This window comes from Nocardioides sp. zg-DK7169 (genome assembly GCF_013155365.1).
GTDB lineage: Bacteria > Actinomycetota > Actinomycetes > Propionibacteriales > Nocardioidaceae > Nocardioides.
The window spans coordinates 20,495-34,076 of the sequence record NZ_JABJRA010000013.1; the positions used below are offsets into that span (position 1 = coordinate 20,495).

Consider the following 13,582-nt stretch of genomic DNA (forward strand, 5'->3'; position numbering starts at 1 on the left):
ACGTGGGGGTCCCGGCCGGTACGGCGCGGGGTGGAGGCTCGGCCGGCGATCGTGCGACCGCCGGCCGAGCTCAGGCGCGCCCTCGAGCGAGCCTCAGGCAAACACCGCGAGGCCGCCGTCGATGACGGCTCCGCGCTCGGAGGCGACCTCGAAGGCGCCGTCGTCCCAGCCGGAGACCGCGAGGGTCTCGCCGGGGAAGACGGGTGCCGCGAAGCGGCCCTCGAGGCGGGTCAGGTCGGCGGGGTGCGCGCCGGCCCGGTCGGCCGCGACCAGCGTGGAGGCGGCCAGGGTGGCCAGCCCGTGCAGGATCGGGCGCGGCTGCCCGATGCCCGCCGCGGCCTCGGGGTCGACGTGGATGTGGTGCCGGTCGCCGAGCAGCCGGTAGAGCACCGCGGCGTTCTCGGCCAGCGGCAGGTCGCGGCCCCAGGTGGGGGCGTCGGTGCGCGCCGCGGGCCGGCTCGGGCCCCGATCGCCGCCGAAGCCGCCGCAGCCGGGGGCGAAGATCGACCAGGTCGCGACGAAGCAGTCGCTCTCCACCGTCACCTCGAACACCGCGGCGCCGCCCTTGTCCCAGACCTCGCCGACCCGCGCCGACATGGTCAGCTCACCGGCCGCCGGCAGCGGCGCGAGCACCTCGAGGCGCTGCGAGCCGTGCACGGCGGTGCCGACGTGGAACGCCCCGGCGGAGCCGAGCACGTCGGGGGCCCACTGCGCGAGGGTCAGCGCGAAGGGCGGCAGCACCCGCAGCCGGTCCTCGAAGACCAGGTCCAGCTGGTCGGGGCGGGCGCCCACGGCGAGCGCGAACAGGATCGGGTCGCGGTCGGTCCAGCCGACGGTGCGGTCGCCGAGGTGGCGGCCCTTCCAGTCGCCGGCGCCGCTCATGCGCCGTACACGGGCTCGGGGGTCTGCGCCTTGCCGAGCAGCGAGCGCAGCTCGGCGCCGACGGCGCCGGCCTCCCAGCGCGAGCCCAGGTCGGTGGCCGGGCCGTGGCGCCAACCCTCCTCCACGCAGATCCGGCCGCCCTCGACCTCGATCACGCGACCGGTGACGTCGGCGGCCTCCTCGCTGGCCAGCCAGGCGACGACCGGCGAGACGTTGCCCGGGTGCATGACGTCGAAGCCGCCCTCGGGGGCGGCCATCTTGTCCGCGAAGGGACCCTCGGTCATGCGGGTGCGCGCGGACGGCGCGATCGCGTTGACGGTCACGCCGTAGCGGCCCATCTCGGCGGCGGCGACCAGGGTCATCGCGGCGATGCCGGCCTTCGCGGCCGAGTACGTCGTCTGCCCGATGCTGCCCTGCAGGCCGGCGCCGGAGGAGGTGTTGATGACGCGGGCGGCACGGGTGCGCCCGGCCTTGCCCTCGGCGCGCCAGTAGGCGCCGGCGTGGCGCAGCGGCGCGAAGTGGCCCTTGAGGTGGACCCGGATGACGGCGTCCCACTCCTCCTCGGAGGTGTTCACGAGCATCCGGTCACGCACGAAACCGGCGTTGTTGACCAGGATGTCGAGACCGCCGAAGGTGTCGATCGCCTGCTGGACCATGTCGGCCGCCTGCTGGAAGTCCGCGACGTCGGCGGGGTTCGCCACCGCCTGGCCTCCCGCGGCGACGATCTCGGCCACCACGGACTCGGCGGGGGTCTCGCCGGTCCCCTCACCAGCCAGGGAGACGCCGTAGTCGTTGACCACGACCGCCGCTCCCTGACGCGCGAGCTCCAGCGCGTGCTCGCGTCCGAGCCCACGGCCCGCCCCGGTCACGATCGCGACCCGCCCTTGAAGGATTCCAGCCATCGGTTCCGTCACTCCCTGCTCATGGTTAGTTCGATTTCGAGCATTCCAGCCAAACCAAGCGGGTGCTAGGGTACCAAGCAATCGCTAGGTTAGGAACCGCACATGACAGTCTCCACGTCGATCGTCGACGCGAACATCGCCGTCGTCACGATGAGCTACCCGCCCGTGAACGCCCTGCCCGTCGCCGGGTGGTTCGATGTCGCGAGCGCCGTCACCGACGCGGCGAACGCCGGCCACCACGTCGTGGTGCTGCGCGCCGAGGGGCGCGGCTTCAACGCCGGCGTGGACATCAAGGAGATGCAGCACACCGACGGCTTCGAGGCGATCCTCGGCGCCAACCGGGGCTGCTACGCCGCGTTCAAGGCGATCTACGAGTGCCCGGTGCCGGTCATCGCGGCGGTCAACGGCTTCTGCGTCGGCGGCGGCGTCGGCCTGGTCGGCAACTCCGACATCGTCGTCGCCAGCGAGGACGCCTACTTCGGCGTGCCCGAGGTCAACCAGGGCGCGCTCGGCGCGGCCACCCACATGGCCCGCCTGGTCCCGCAGCACCTGATGCGCTCGCTGTACTTCACCGCGCGCACCATCAAGGCCGCCGAGCTCGTGCAGCACGGCTCCGTGCTCGAGGTCGTGCCCCGCGAGCAGCTCGACGACGCCGCGCTCGCCGTCGCCCGCGAGATCGCCGCGAAGGACACCCGGGTGATCCGCGCCGCCAAGGAGGCGCTGAACGGCATCGACCCGATCGACGTGAACAAGTCCTACCGTTTCGAGCAGGGCTTCACCTACGAGCTGAACCTCGCCGGTGTCGCCGACGAGCTGCGCGACGACTTCGCCGGCACCGACAAGGCCTCCCGCAGCTGATCGCGTCGGCCTCGCCGGCCTGCGCTCCCCCATCCCCACCCGCCACGACACGGAAGGTGTCCCCCGCATGACGACGCCGCAGCGCCTGCGCACCCCGCTCACCGAGCTGACCGGGGTCGACCACCCCATCGTGCAGACCGGCATGGGCTGGGTCGCCGGCCCCCGCCTGGTCTCCGCGACCGCCAACGCCGGCGCCCTGGGCATCCTGGCCTCGGCCACGATGACCTACGAGGAGCTCGAGAAGGCGATCATCGAGGTCAAGGAGCGCACCGACAAGCCGTTCGGCGTGAACCTGCGCGCCGACGCCGGCGACGCCGGCAAGCGCGTCGACCTGCTGATCCGCCACGGCGTGACGGTCGCCTCGTTCGCCCTCGCCCCGAAGCAGGAGCTCATCGCCCGCCTCAAGGAGCACGACATCGTCGTGATGCCCTCCGTCGGCGCGGCCCGCCACGCCGAGAAGGTCGCCTCGTGGGGCGCCGACGCGGTGATGATCCAGGGCGGCGAGGGCGGTGGCCACACCGGCCCGACCCCCACCACCCTGCTGCTCCCGAGCGTCCTGGACGCCGTCGACATCCCCGTCGTCGCCGCCGGCGGCTTCTTCGACGGCCGCGGCCTCGCCGCCGCGCTGTCGTACGGCGCCGTCGGCATCGGCATGGGTACCCGCTTCCTGCTCACCAGCGACAGCGCGGTGCCCGAGGCGATCCGCCGCCAGTACCTCACCTTCGGCCTCGACGGCACCGTCGTCACCACCAAGGCCGACGGCATGCCGCACCGCCTGCTGCGTACGTCGTTCGTCAAGGGCCTCGAGGAGACCAGCGCAGCCAAGCGCGCCGTCCCCACCGCCCGCCGGATGCTGGAGTTCAAGAAGCTCAGCGGCGCCGGCTGGCGCGACTTCGTCGGCGACGGCTGGCGGATGAAGCGCAGCAGCGACCGCTCCTGGGTGCAGATGACGATGGCCGCCAACACCCCGATGCTGCTCAAGGCCGGACTCGTGGACGGGGACACCGAGGCCGGCATGCTGGCCTCCGGCCAGGTCGTCGGCATGATCGACGACCTGCCCAGCTGCGAGGAGCTGGTCGACCGGATCATCGCCCAGGCGGTCGAGCGGCTCGGCTCGCTGGCCGGCAACCTCGTCTGAGCCTCATCCGAGCATCCCCGGCGCCGGGCGCCGTTCATCGGCGCCCGGCGTGCGTCGTCTCAGGCCGCCCAGGTCTCGGCGAGCAGCCCGTAGACCGCCACGTCGCGACGCTCCTCGCCGACCCACTTGGCCGATCGCAGGGTGCCCTCGTGGGTGAAGCCGAGGCGCTGCGCCAAGGCACGGCTGCGCGCGTTGTCGACGTCGGTGCGGATCTCCACGCGGGCGACCTCTCGCTCCTCGAAGAGCATCTCGATCAGCGTCCTGACCGCGCGCGACGCCGCACCTCGCCCCTCGTGCTCGCCATCGATCCAGCAGTCGAGGTCGGCGGTGCCGATGTAGTGGTCGATGCGCGCGCCGGCGGCGCCGACGACCGTCTCGCCGGCCAGGATCACGCACGGGACGGCACGACCCTCGACCCACTCGGCGAGCAGCCCCCGCACATACGCGCGCTGGCCGTCCTCGGTCAGGTCCTCCTCGTGGGCCCAGTGCTCCCAGCGGCGCAACCGCTCGCGGTTCGTCAGCGCCAGCCGGTGGATCGCGGGCACCGAGGACTCATCCAGGAGCGCGAGCACGTAGCCGGCACCGAGGTCGCGGGTGAAGAAGGGGCTCGGCATGCACCGAGTCTACGAACGACAGCCCCGGGCTCCCGTCTCGTGCAACAAGGGTTCTGCGATCCCCCGTTCGGCGCTACGGTGCGGAGCACCACGGAGCCGGGACCGTCGGGCCCGCCAGACCCAGGGAGAGCCACATGCTCGGTTTCCTCATCGGCACCGGCGTCGTCGTGAGCGGCGTGTTGGCCTGGGACTGGCGCCGGAGCGAGAAGCTGAAGAAGGCCCTCGCCACCCCGGTCCCCTACCCGAACAGCCCCGGCGCGGACGGGGACACCCCCGAGGCCACCGCCCGGGCCAAGCGCAGCGGCGCGGGCAAGGACCCCGCCCGGCAGTGGCCGGCGTACCACCCCGACCTCAACAACGGCGGCGGGGGCGGCGGCGCCTTCTGACTCGGCACGCCCACCCAGCACCGAGCCCCGGCTCCCCGACCCGCGCGTGTCTACGTCCGCCGAGCGAACCGAAGGTCGCCGTTCGGCAGCCGCTCATGCAGATAACGGTCGTCATGGACCAGATGATGGTGATGACTGCAGAGCAGCAACCCATTCTCGAGATCGGTCTTCCCACCCTCCGACCACGGCCGCAGATGATGCGCCTCGCACCACGTCGCGGGAATCGAACAGCCGCTCGCCCGGCATTCCCCGTCCCGAATTGCCAGAGCTTTTCTCTGGCCCGGACTGAAGAGCCGGGTCGCGCGACCCAGGTCCAGCGGGACCGAACGGGTGTCGAGCACGGCCGGCACCAGGTTGGCGGCGCACGCGAGGCGCCGAGCCTCTCCCGCGGTGATGCGGGAGCCATCGGCCAGCGTCGCGGATCCCAGTCCCTCGACCAGTGCCGCCAGATCCATCGTGATCACCACCGTGGTGGCATCGCCGCCGTGCAGCGGCAGCCGGGACGGGTCCAGTGACTCCAACAAGCTGCAGAACGCCTCACCCAGCCGCCGCTCATAGGGCACCCGCCGCCCATCGGCACCGGGCTCCGCGGTCTCGGCGTCCTCACGGCGCGGGTTGGCGAATGACTCCAGCAACGTGGTCAACCGCAACGCCACCGACTCCGGCACCCGCGCCTTGATGAGCGCCGTCCCATCGCCGAGGCGCTGCACCTTCAAGGTCGTACGCCGGCGCGCCGCCCGCTCCGCATCACGCAGCCGACGCTCCTCCAACTCGTCCACCCACTCCGGTGCCACCACCTCGAGCAGTCGCTCACCCAACCGCTGCAGCGCCCGCGGCCCGAAGTCGACCGCCTGTTCCACCAGGTAGGCCTCCGCGCGGACCAGCACGTCGGCCCACTCCGCGGCGGTCGCCTCGAGCAGTCGGCCGGCGCAGCAGACCTCGTCCAGGGACGCGACAACGACATGGCCCTGGTCGATGCTCATTCGGCCCTCGCCCAGCGCGGCCCCGACCCGGTGCCAGCGCTGCTCGCAGGCGAGGCCGAGCCGCTGCGCGCGTCGCACCGAGGTGCTCGAGGCGTGCGCGCGATGAGCCAGCCACGCGGCCGCATCTCGGAACCCCTCGGCGTCCGCCACGTCCTCGGCGCACGCGATCACCCGCGACTCGAGAGCCTGCGCCCGCGAGGACACCCGTGCCATCGACAACAGCGCCTGCCGTTTGTCGGCCAGCGACAAGAACCCCGGATCCAGGCCCGCGAGCTCATCCAGCTCGGCCTCCACGCGCTCCACACCGGCGACGTAGGGATGAGCCAGGTCGGCCATCGACGCCTCCCGAGAAAGGTGGAGCGGCGTCCTTCACCGCTACGCCAATGATACCTCTGTTCGAATGGGTGCCACACAGCCAAAACTGGTGAGGTATGAATGTGGACAACTTATCCACAGGTTAATGTCTACACGTGACGCGTGGAATTCAGGCTCGCCCCCCAGCTCTTGAAACTCCTGAACCCGTCGCTGTGCGACCGCCTCCATGCGGCCACGCCAGGCCTGGACAACAGGCTGACCGCACACCCAGTGAGAACGGATACTCGCCGTCATGACGACGTTCGGGCACGTCCGCGAGTGGTACGACGCGGAGGGCTGGGGCGTCCTCGACGCCGAGGCGACGCCGGGCGGGTGCTGGGTGCACTACTCGTCCGTGCTCGCGGCCGGACGCCGCTCGATGCGGGCGGGTCAGGCCGTGAGCTTCACCTTCGAGGTCGCCGACCAGGACGGCTTCCGGTTCCGGGCGATCGAGGCGTGGCCGGCCGACCAGGCTCCCGTCCGCGCCTCGCCCGAGGTCGCGGGGGCCGAGCGCTCCCCGGCGTACCGTTCCGCCCTGACGCTCGCCCAGGGGCATGACGAGGCGGCCCACCGTCGCTACCGTGGCCCGATGGCGGCGGCGCGCGAGTTCCAGGTCACCTTCGACTGTGCGGACCCGGAGCGGGTCGCCCGCTTCTGGTGCGAGGTGCTGGGCTACGTCGTGCCACCGCCCCCGCCCGGCTTCGACAGCTGGGAGGAGTTCGACCGCACGCTCCAGCCGGAGCAGCGCGGCTCGGCGTTCGCGTGCGTGGACCCCGCCGGGGTCGGCCCACGCCTGTACTTCCAGCGCGTGCCCGAGGGCAAGGTCGTCAAGAACCGGCTCCACCTCGACGTGCGGGTCGGCACCGGCCTCGTGGGCGAGGAGCGCCTGGCCGCGCTCGAGGCCGAGTGCGCGCGACTGCTCCCGCTCGGCGCGACCCGCGTGCGCCTGCTGGAGGCCGACGAGGAGAACGAGTCGTGCCTGGTCATGCAGGACGTCGAGGGCAACGAGTTCTGCCTCGACTGAGGAACGCCGCAGGGCGGCCACCCCCGTGGGATGACCGCCCTGTGTGGTCTCGACGGCCTCGGCCGACGGAACCGACCCTCAGAGGCGCTCGATGATCGTCACGTTCGCCTGACCGCCGCCCTCGCACATCGTCTGCAGGCCGAAGCGGCCGCCGGTGCGCTCGAGCTCGTGGAGCATGGTCGTCATCAGCCGGGTGCCGGTGGCGCCGATCGGGTGACCCAGCGCGATGCCGCCGCCGTTGACGTTGACCTTCTCGTGCGGCGCGCCGGTCTCCTTCATCCAGGCCAGCACGACCGAGGCGAACGCCTCGTTGCACTCGAAGAGGTCGATGTCCTCGATGCTCATGCCGGTCTTGGCCAGCGCGTGCTTGGTGGCGCCGATCGGGCCGGTGAGCATCCAGATCGGGTCGTCGCCGCGCACCGAGAGGTGGTGGATGCGGGCGCGCGGGGTGAGGTTGTGGTCCTTCACGCCCTGCTCGGAGGCGATGAGCATCGCCGAGGCGCCGTCGCAGATCTGCGAGGCGACACCGGCGGTGATCCGGCCGCCGGGGGCGAGCGGGTTGAGCCCGGCCATCTTCTCCAGCGAGGTCTCGCGCGGGCACTCGTCGGTGGTGAACACCGTGCCGTCGGCCAGGGTGACCGGGGCGATCTCGCGCTCGAAGCGGCCCTCGGCGATCGCGGCCTTGGCCCGCTGGTGCGAGGCCAGCGCGTAGCGCTCCATCTCCTCGCGGCTGCAGTCCCACTTCTCCGCGATCATCTCGGCGGAGTTGAACTGGCTGACCTCGACGTCGCCGTAGCGCGCCCGCCAGCCCGGCGACTCCGCGAACGGCGTGGTGAAGCCGTACTGCTGCGCCACCAGCATCGCAGCCGAGATCGGGATGGCGGACATGTTCTGCAGCCCGCCGGCGACCACCAGGTCCTGGGTGCCGGACATGACGCCCTGGGCCGCGAAGTGCACGGCCTGCTGGGAGGAGCCGCATTGCCGGTCGATGGTCACGCCGGGCACGTGGTCGGGCAGCCCGGCGACCAGCCACGCGGTGCGCGCGACGTCGCCGGCCTGCGAGCCGATGGTGTCGCAGCAGCCCATGATCACGTCGTCCACCGCGCCGGCGTCGACACCGGTGCGCTCGACCAGGGACTTCAGCACGTGCCCACCGAGGTCGGCGGAGTGCATGGACGCGAGCGAGCCGCCGCGCTTGCCGACCGGGGTCCGGACGGCGTCGACGATGTAGGCCTCAGCCATGTCAGTTCTCCTCGTGCTCGGGGTGCTCGATGTCAGGCGTGCTGGCTGGACACGGCGAGGACCTCGCCGGTCATGTAGCTGGAGTAGTCGCTGGCCAAGAAGACCATGACGTTGGCGATCTCCCACGGCGCCGCGGCGCGGCCGAAGGCCTCCTTGCCCTTGAGCTCGGCGAGCAGCTCGGGCGTGGTGACCTTCTCCAGGAACGGGTGCATCGCCAGGCTCGGCGAGACCGCGTTGACCCGGATGCCGTACGCCGCGAGGTCGGCGGCCGCCGACCGAGTCAGCGCCTTCACGCCGGCCTTCGCGGCGGCGTAGTGGGACTGGCCCTCCTGGAAGCGCCACCCGATCACCGAGGAGTTGTTGACGATGACGCCCTTCTTGCCGGCCGCCACGAAGCGCTTGCCGGCCTCGCGGATGCAGCGCATCGTGCCGGTCAGGGTGATGTCGAGGACCAGGTTCCAGGTCTCGTCGGGCATCTCCAGGATGTCGTCGGTGCCGCCGAGACCGGCGTTGTTGATCATCACGTCGACGCCGCCGAACGGCTCGGCCGCGTCGAGCAGCGCGACGACGTCGTCCTGCTTGGTCACGTTGCACACGATCGAGGCGACGCGGTCCGCGCCGAACTCCTTGGCCAGCAGCTCGTGGGCCTCGCCGAGGCGGCGCTCGTGGGTGTCGGAGATGACAACCGCCTTGGCGCCCTCCTCCAGCACCTTGCGGGCCACCGCGGCGCCGATGCCGGCACCGGCCGCAGCGGTCACCACGACGACCCGACCGGCCAGCAGGTCGTGACCGGGGACGTAGTCGGGGGTGGGCTGCTCGGGCTTGGTCATCCGCGGGGCTCCTTCGGTAGGCCGAGCACGCGCTCGGCGATGATGTTGCGCTGGATCTCATCCGAGCCGCCGTAGATCGTGTCGGCGCGGCTGAACAGGAAGTTGGTCTGCTGGTCGTCGAGCTCGTACGGCGCGCCGGCGACGGTGAGCGCCTCGGGGCCGCGCACCGCCATGGCGAGCTCGCCCAGGTCGCGGTGCCAGCGCGCCCACAGCAGCTTCGAGACCGAGGCCTCGGGGCCGCTGGAGCCGGAGTCGTAGGCGCTCAGGGTGCGCAGCGCGTGGATGCGCATGACCTCGAGCTCGACGCGGGCCTGCGCGATCCGGTCGGCGATCGCCGGGTCGTCGATGGTGCCGACGCGGCGCGCGGTCTCCACGACGCCGTCGAGCTCGCGGGCGAAGCCGACCTGCTGGCCGATCGTGGACACGCCGCGCTCGAAGCCGAGGGTGGCCATCGCCACCTTCCAGCCCGCGCCGGGCTCGCCGACGACCAGGCCCGCCTCGGTGCGGGCGTCGTCGAAGAAGACCTCGTTGAACTCCGAGGTGCCGGTGAGCTGCAGGATCGGGCGGACCTCAACCCCGGGCTGGTCCATCGGCACCAGGAGGTAGGACAGCCCGGCGTGGCGCTGCGAGCCCGGCTCGGTGCGCACGACGGCGAAGCACCAGTCGGAGTGGTGGGCCAGCGAGGTCCACACCTTCTGGCCGTTGATCACCCACTCGTCCCCGCGCAGCTCGGCGCGCGAGCGCACCGCGGCCAGGTCGGAGCCGGCGCCCGGCTCGGAGTAGCCCTGGCACCACAGCTCGGTCACGTTCACGATGCCGGGCAGGAAGCGGCGCTTCTGCTCCTCGGTGCCATGCGCGATCAGCGTGGGACCGAGCAGCTGCTCGCCGAGGTGGTTGACGCCCGCGGGCGCGTTCGCCCGGGCGTACTCCTCATGGAAGATCACCTGCTGGAACAGGGGCAGGTCGCGCCCGCCGTGCTCGACGGGCCAGCCCAGGCAGGTCCAGCCGTGCTTGGCCAGGTGCTGGTTCCAGGCGACCCGCTCCTCGTGGAACTCGTGCTCGCGCCCGGATCCGCCACGGCCCTTGATGGCGGCGAAGTCGCCGACGAGGTTGTCGGCGAGCCATTCGCGCACCTCGGTGCGGAACTGCTCGTCCTCCGCGGAATAGCTCAGGTCCACTCGATGCCCTCCGGTTCACCCGGCGCGACCGCCGGAATGTGTGCCACTGACGTTACCAAACCAAGCACTTGTTTGGTAGTGTGCCTCGCGACAGGCCGACCGCGGAGGAGAAGCAAGTGAGCGACGAAGAGAGCCACGACGAAGCACCCGTCGTCACCTACGAGGTGCGCGGCAGCGTCGCGGTCGTGACCCTGAACCGCCCCGAGTACACCAACGCCCAGAACTCGAAGATGACCTACGCGCTCGACGCGGCTTTCGTGCGTGCGGTGAACGACGACGCGGTCAAGGCCATCGTCCTCGCGGGCGCCGGCAAGCACTTCAGCGGTGGCCACGACATCGGCACGCCCGGCCGCGACATCGACCAGTCCTTCGACCGCTTGGCCGTCATCCACTGGGACCACGTCGACACCGAGGGCGTCGAGTCTCGCTTCGCACGTGAGTCCGAGGTCTACCTCGGCATGTGTCGGCGCTGGGCCGAGATCCCCAAGCCGATGATCGCGATGGTGCAGGGCGCCTGCATCGCCGGCGGACTGATGCTCGCCTGGTCCTGCGACTTCATCATCGCCTCCGAGGACGCCTTCTTCGCCGACCCCGTCGTGCGCATGGGCATCCCGGGCGTCGAGTACTTCGCCCACCCGTGGGTGATGAACCCGCGCGCGGCCAAGGAGTTCCTCTACACCGCCGACCGCTTCGGCGCCCAGCGCGCCAAGGAGCTCGGCATGGTCAACCACGTGGTGCCGCGCGAGGAGCTCGAGGAGTTCACCTTCGCGATGGCCGACCGGATCGCGGCGATGCCGCGCCTCGGCCTCGCGCTGACCAAGAAGGCGGTCAACCAGGCCGAGGACCTGATGGGCCTGCGGGCCGGCATGGACTCGGTCTTCGGCCTGCACCACGCCGCCCACGCCCACAACGCCGAGGTCGGCCGCGACTCCCTCGCGGGGCTGGACAGCCGCGCGATGGCCAAGGCCGGCAAGGAGGCCGCAGCCCAGGCTGCGGGAAAGGACACGGTGCGCCACCCATGAGCCACATCCACCCCGAGGGCCCCGAGCTCACCGACTCCGAGCGGGCCTTCCGCGCGGAGGCGCATGAGTGGCTGGCCGCCCACAACCCCGGCCGGCTGCCCTCGATGGACACCGAGAAGGGCGCCGCGCTCCACCGCGAGTGGGAGGCGAAGCTCGCCGAGGGCCGCTGGTCGGTCGTCAGCTGGCCCGAGCAGTACGGCGGGCGCGAGGCGTCGCTGACCGAGTGGGTCATCTTCGAGGAGGAGTACTACCTCGCCGGAGCCCCCACCCGCATCGCGCAGAACGGCATCTCGCTGCTCGCGCCGATCATCTTCGAGCACGGCACCCCCGAGCAGCTCGAGCGCTGGCTGCGCCCGATGACCGACGGCTCGCTAATCTGGGCGCAGGCCTGGTCCGAGCCCGAGGCCGGGTCCGACCTGGCCGGCATCCGCTCGCGCGCCACCCGCGACGACGAGCGCGGCGGCTGGGTGCTGAACGGGCAGAAGACCTGGAGCTCGCGCGCGCCGTACGCCGACCGCGGGTTCGGGCTGTTCCGCACCGACCCGGAGGCCCAGCGCCACCGCGGCCTCACCTACATGACCTTCCCGCTGGACTCCCCCGGCATCACGGTGCGCCCGGTGCACCAGCTCGACGGCGACGCCGGGTTCGCGGAGATCTTCTTCGACGACGTCTTCGTCGCCGACGCCGACGTCCTCGGTGGCGTCGGGGACGGCTGGCGGGTCGCGATGAGCACCGCCGGCAACGAGCGCGGCCTGTCCCTGCGCGCGCCCGGCCGCTTCATGGCCGCCGCCGACCGGCTCCTGGACCTGTGGAACGAGCGCGGCGCGGACGCCCCGCACCTGCGCGACCGCGTGGTCGACGCCTGGATCGGTGCCGAGGCCTACCGCCTCTACACCTGGGGCACCGTGGACAAGCTCACCGGCGGCGGCGACATGGGCGCCGACGGCTCGGTCAACAAGCTGTTCTGGTCCGAGCTCGACCTCGAGCTGCACGAGACCGCGCTCGACCTGCTCGGCCCCGAGGCCGAGCTGCGGGGCCCCGGCGCCCCCTCCGACGGCCACTGGGTCGACGACCACCTCTTCTCGCTGGCCGGTCCGATCTACGCGGGCACCAACGAGATCCAGCGCAACATCGTGGCGGAGCGGATCCTCGGACTGCCCCGCGGCGAGAACAGGAGGGCATGAGCATGAGGTTCTCCCTGGACGACGAGCAGCGCTCGTTCGCCACCGCCATCGACGGCCTGCTCACCAGCGCCGACGTGCCCGCGGTCACCCGCGCCTGGGGCACCGGCGACACCGCGCCCGGCCTCGCCCTGTGGGGCCGCCTGGCCGAGCTCGGCGTACCCGCCCTGACCGTGCCCGAGGAGGCCGGCGGCATCGGTGCCAGCCCCCTCGACCTGGTCGTGGCCTTCGAGCTCCTGGGCCGCCACGGCGTCCCGGGCCCGTGGATCGAGTCGGTCGCCCTGGCCCCCGCCCTGCTGGCCGGCACCTCGCACGAAGCGCTGCTCGCCGACCTCGCCGAGGGCACCGCCCGGGTGAGCGTCGCGGTCGACACCGTCGCGCCGTACGCCCTGGACGCCGACAGCGCCACGCACGTCTTCCACGCCGGCCCCTCCGGACTGTCGGTCGCCGAGGTGGGCGGCGCGCTGGAGTCGGTCGACCCCTCGCGCCGGCTGTTCACCGTCACCCCCGGCGAGGCGACCCCGCTGGCCGAGGGTGCGCTCGACCGGGCCCTCGACCTGGCCGCGCTGGCCACCGCCGCAGCCCAGGTCGGTGCCGCCGACCGGATGCTGCGCACCGCCGTCGAGTACGTCGGGCAGCGGCGCCAGTTCGGTCGCGTGATCGGCGAGTACCAGGCCGTCAAGCACCGCCTGGCCGACATCAAGGTCGCGCTCGACTTCGCCCGCCCGCTGGTGCACGGCGCCGCCCTCGAGCTCCAGGACCAGGCCGCCACCGCCCCGCGCGCGGTCTCCGCGGCGAAGGTCTTCGCCACCGAGACCGCCCACCGCGCCGGGCGCGCGGCGCTCCAGGTGCACGGCGCCATCGGCTACACCCTCGAGTGCGACCTGAGCATCTGGCTGCTGCGCTCGCGCGCGCTGCACGGTGCCTGGGGCACGGTCGCGGCCCACCGCGCCCGGGTGCTCGACCACCTGACCACCGCGCGATGAGG

General features: G+C 72.2%; 14 protein-coding genes. 7 read left to right on the forward strand and 7 right to left on the reverse strand.

Translation table 11 applies throughout. The features are described 5' to 3' along the window. Positions 1–93 precede the first annotated feature (93 nt). Together HOQ23_RS17850 and HOQ23_RS17855 are read right to left on the reverse strand one after the other, a co-directional pair. Positions 94–882 carry a MaoC/PaaZ C-terminal domain-containing protein gene (locus tag HOQ23_RS17850; RefSeq protein WP_172216384.1) on the reverse strand — a complete coding sequence of 263 codons (789 nt, stop codon included), beginning with the start codon at positions 880–882 and terminating at the stop codon, positions 94–96. Beyond that, on the reverse strand, positions 879–1,784 hold the full coding sequence (locus HOQ23_RS17855) for an SDR family oxidoreductase (protein ID WP_172216386.1): 906 nt from the start codon (positions 1,782–1,784) through the stop codon (positions 879–881). Before HOQ23_RS17855 ends, HOQ23_RS17850 begins: the two co-directional genes overlap by 4 nt. 102 nt (positions 1,785–1,886) lie before the next feature. Between HOQ23_RS17855 and HOQ23_RS17860 the strand changes: the two genes are divergently transcribed. Together HOQ23_RS17860 and HOQ23_RS17865 are read left to right on the forward strand one after the other, a co-directional pair. After that, a complete protein-coding gene (locus HOQ23_RS17860) occupies positions 1,887–2,642 on the forward strand; it encodes an enoyl-CoA hydratase family protein (RefSeq protein WP_172216388.1) in 756 nt (251 codons plus the stop codon). A 67-nt stretch (positions 2,643–2,709) separates the two neighbouring features. Then, the gene (locus HOQ23_RS17865) at positions 2,710–3,780 is read left to right on the forward strand and encodes a nitronate monooxygenase family protein (protein ID WP_172216399.1); all 1,071 of its coding nucleotides are present in this window, start codon (positions 2,710–2,712) and stop codon (positions 3,778–3,780) included. Positions 3,781–3,839: 59 nt separating this feature from the next. Here the strand turns inward: HOQ23_RS17865 and HOQ23_RS17870 are convergent, their stop codons facing one another. Continuing rightward, positions 3,840–4,394 (reverse strand): GNAT family N-acetyltransferase, encoded by a 555-nt coding sequence (locus tag HOQ23_RS17870; RefSeq protein WP_172216401.1) that lies wholly within the window; start codon positions 4,392–4,394, stop codon positions 3,840–3,842. Positions 4,395–4,528: 134 nt separating this feature from the next. Between HOQ23_RS17870 and HOQ23_RS17875 the strand changes: the two genes are divergently transcribed. Further along, positions 4,529–4,780, forward strand: a complete 252-nt coding sequence (locus tag HOQ23_RS17875; protein WP_172216403.1) for a hypothetical protein — start codon at positions 4,529–4,531, stop codon at positions 4,778–4,780. A 50-nt stretch (positions 4,781–4,830) separates the two neighbouring features. On the opposite strand, the gene HOQ23_RS17880 is transcribed toward HOQ23_RS17875, so the two are convergent. Then, a complete protein-coding gene (locus tag HOQ23_RS17880; RefSeq protein ID WP_172216405.1) occupies positions 4,831–6,099 on the reverse strand; it encodes an HNH endonuclease signature motif containing protein in 1,269 nt (422 codons plus the stop codon). 607 nt (positions 6,100–6,706) lie between these two features. On the opposite strand from HOQ23_RS17880, the gene HOQ23_RS17890 reads away from it, so the two are divergent. Further along, entirely contained in the window at positions 6,707–7,141 is a 435-nt protein-coding gene (locus HOQ23_RS17890) for a VOC family protein (protein WP_172216610.1), read from the forward strand. Between the two features lie 78 nt (positions 7,142–7,219). Here the strand turns inward: HOQ23_RS17890 and HOQ23_RS17895 are convergent, their stop codons facing one another. The 3 genes from HOQ23_RS17895 to HOQ23_RS17905 are packed head-to-tail and all read right to left on the reverse strand — an operon-like array spanning position 7,220 to position 10,391. Beyond that, entirely contained in the window at positions 7,220–8,383 is a 1,164-nt protein-coding gene (locus HOQ23_RS17895) for an acetyl-CoA C-acetyltransferase (protein ID WP_172216407.1), read from the reverse strand. A 32-nt stretch (positions 8,384–8,415) separates the two neighbouring features. Further along, entirely contained in the window at positions 8,416–9,213 is a 798-nt protein-coding gene (locus tag HOQ23_RS17900) for an SDR family oxidoreductase (RefSeq protein WP_172216409.1), read from the reverse strand. Further along, positions 9,210–10,391, reverse strand: a complete 1,182-nt coding sequence (locus tag HOQ23_RS17905) for an acyl-CoA dehydrogenase family protein (RefSeq protein ID WP_172216411.1) — start codon at positions 10,389–10,391, stop codon at positions 9,210–9,212. The genes HOQ23_RS17900 and HOQ23_RS17905 overlap by 4 nt, the downstream gene beginning before the upstream one ends. 116 nt (positions 10,392–10,507) lie before the next feature. Between HOQ23_RS17905 and HOQ23_RS17910 the strand changes: the two genes are divergently transcribed. Genes HOQ23_RS17910 through HOQ23_RS17920 form a run of 3 tightly spaced genes read left to right on the forward strand, consistent with a single transcriptional unit; the run spans position 10,508 to position 13,580 of the window. Further along, positions 10,508–11,413 carry an enoyl-CoA hydratase gene (locus HOQ23_RS17910; RefSeq protein ID WP_172216413.1) on the forward strand — a complete coding sequence of 302 codons (906 nt, stop codon included), beginning with the start codon at positions 10,508–10,510 and terminating at the stop codon, positions 11,411–11,413. Further along, positions 11,410–12,597 carry an acyl-CoA dehydrogenase family protein gene (locus HOQ23_RS17915; protein WP_172216415.1) on the forward strand — a complete coding sequence of 396 codons (1,188 nt, stop codon included), beginning with the start codon at positions 11,410–11,412 and terminating at the stop codon, positions 12,595–12,597. The genes HOQ23_RS17910 and HOQ23_RS17915 overlap by 4 nt, the downstream gene beginning before the upstream one ends. Before the next feature lie 2 nt (positions 12,598–12,599). Then, positions 12,600–13,580, forward strand: coding sequence for an acyl-CoA dehydrogenase family protein (locus HOQ23_RS17920; protein WP_172216417.1), 981 nt, complete (start codon positions 12,600–12,602; stop codon positions 13,578–13,580). The last annotated feature ends 2 nt before the right edge of the window (positions 13,581–13,582 follow it).

Bases quoted from the DNA above. Each gene is read 5' to 3' on its own strand.
- HOQ23_RS17875 (WP_172216403.1), top strand. From the start codon at position 4,529: ATGCTCGGTTTCCTCATCGGCACCGGCGTCGTCGTGAGCGGCGTGTTG.
- HOQ23_RS17900 (WP_172216409.1), bottom strand. From the start codon at position 9,213: ATGACCAAGCCCGAGCAGCCCACCCCCGACTACGTCCCCGGTCACGAC.
- HOQ23_RS17880 (WP_172216405.1), bottom strand. From the start codon at position 6,099: ATGGCCGACCTGGCTCATCCCTACGTCGCCGGTGTGGAGCGCGTGGAG.
- HOQ23_RS17870 (WP_172216401.1), bottom strand. From the start codon at position 4,394: ATGCCGAGCCCCTTCTTCACCCGCGACCTCGGTGCCGGCTACGTGCTC.
- HOQ23_RS17865 (WP_172216399.1), top strand. From the start codon at position 2,710: ATGACGACGCCGCAGCGCCTGCGCACCCCGCTCACCGAGCTGACCGGG.
- HOQ23_RS17890 (WP_172216610.1), top strand. From the start codon at position 6,707: ATGGCGGCGGCGCGCGAGTTCCAGGTCACCTTCGACTGTGCGGACCCG.
- HOQ23_RS17895 (WP_172216407.1), bottom strand. From the start codon at position 8,383: ATGGCTGAGGCCTACATCGTCGACGCCGTCCGGACCCCGGTCGGCAAG.
- HOQ23_RS17850 (WP_172216384.1), bottom strand. From the start codon at position 882: ATGAGCGGCGCCGGCGACTGGAAGGGCCGCCACCTCGGCGACCGCACC.
- HOQ23_RS17860 (WP_172216388.1), top strand. From the start codon at position 1,887: ATGACAGTCTCCACGTCGATCGTCGACGCGAACATCGCCGTCGTCACG.
- HOQ23_RS17920 (WP_172216417.1), top strand. From the start codon at position 12,600: ATGAGGTTCTCCCTGGACGACGAGCAGCGCTCGTTCGCCACCGCCATC.
- HOQ23_RS17855 (WP_172216386.1), bottom strand. From the start codon at position 1,784: ATGGCTGGAATCCTTCAAGGGCGGGTCGCGATCGTGACCGGGGCGGGC.
- HOQ23_RS17915 (WP_172216415.1), top strand. From the start codon at position 11,410: ATGAGCCACATCCACCCCGAGGGCCCCGAGCTCACCGACTCCGAGCGG.